Origin of the sequence: Spirulina subsalsa FACHB-351 (genome assembly GCF_026130165.1) — a bacterium.
Taxonomy (GTDB): Bacteria; Cyanobacteriota; Cyanobacteriia; order Cyanobacteriales; family Spirulinaceae; genus Spirulina_A; species Spirulina_A subsalsa_A.
Genome location: NZ_JAIHOM010000247.1, coordinates 1 through 1509 on the forward strand (window position 1 = coordinate 1; position 1509 = coordinate 1509).

Consider the following 1509-nt stretch of genomic DNA (forward strand, 5'->3'; position numbering starts at 1 on the left):
AATACTGTCGGGCGGACAGGAATTTAAGCCCTCGGACAGACTACCCACTGTCTATTAGGTGAGAGCTTAGTAGATAAGGTAACTGGTTGAACAGGGAATCCCTCGCTTTTAGCGATGGGAGCGTCAACGCAGTTCAAATTCATCAAATTTAACCACTTGGGTCGTGGGTTGTCTGGTATCAAAACGATAACTACTGATGGTTCCTTTTTGGGTGTCTAAAATACTAAATACGGTAATGTCATTGCTGGCAATATAGGGTAAGGGTTGCCCCTGCTCATCCAATAGGGGATCAATTGTGGGGACAATTGGCTCTAAACCGTTGGGATTTCCAGTGGCTACATAGGTTTCTTGATATCCTTGGGGGATGGGTCTTTTTTCGTCGCGGAAATAAGCCCCGTAACTGTTGCCAATGTTGGAGGATTCGAGGAAATTAACTCCTGCTTCGTTACGAAAACGATTCCATACATGGGAGTGACCATAATAGACGAGATGCACGCCTTTTTCTGTTAATAAGGGTTCTAAATGTTGGATAATATGATCGTCTTCTAAGGGGTATTCATAGCGAACTTTTTGAACTTGTCCGGTGGGATCGGTGAGAATTGTTTGTCGCGGGTTGGTATAGGCGGGGACGATATTTCCGCCTAGGGTGTGGGGGGGATGGTGAAACATGACGATTTTATATTTAGCCCGTTTAAATTCTGAGCTTTCTAGTTCATTGACTAACCATTCATACTGAGGACTTCCGGGTTGAATGGATTCAAAAATATGCTGTCCGTAGCCCCATTTTTCAGGATTTTCTAGGTGATAGGTCGGTTCGCGGTAGCGGCTTAATGCGTTATCGTCTAGGCTGGGAACACGCCAGATATTAGTGATATAAAGCACAATTAATCGCACATCGCCAAAGGTGATGGCGTAGTATTTTTTCCCGCCTGGACTGTGATCGGGTAGACTAAAGATTTCTTCGTAGGTATCGCTATTAAAGGAGTTGGCTTTAATCCAAGCGGCTTTTAAACTGGGATCTTTGGGGATGTTTAAGTTAGCAAATTGTTGGTTATAATGGGCTGCTGCTTGTTCGCGGGGATAGGCATGATTAAACTGTTCTCCGAGGGGTTCGGTCATGGAGAAGCGCCCCATGATTTCGTGATTGCCTAGGGCGGGAAAAAGGGGGGCATTTTGAATAATTTGCCCTCCTTGGTAGAGGGTGGTTTGTTCGTTTTTTTCGAGGGTATATTGAGCGCGTCCTTGTAAGCAGGGGAAAAAGGCTCCTCCTCGTTGATCATCAAACCATTCTGAAGCTCGATCGGGGATATTGGTTAAGTCTCCGGCAAAGAATACTCCGTCAATAAAGCCTATGGTTTCGACTACTTTTTGTAGGTTGGCGGCGGTCATGGGCATGAGTTGATGATCGGAGGTGAGGAGAATTTTCAGGGGGGTGCCGGGGGGTGGGGTGGGGGTGAGGGTGAAGACGGCACTATACAAGGGGTCTTCGGGGGTTTTGAGGCTGGTGAC

The 1509-nt window shown here is 46.5% G+C and carries 1 protein-coding gene; it reads right to left on the reverse strand.

What is annotated here, in order from left to right:
* Positions 1–123: 123 nt before the first annotated feature.
* Positions 124–1509, reverse strand: a 1386-nt coding sequence (locus K4A83_RS22665; RefSeq protein ID WP_265266990.1) for a metallophosphoesterase family protein, incomplete at its 5' end; no start/stop codon positions are given.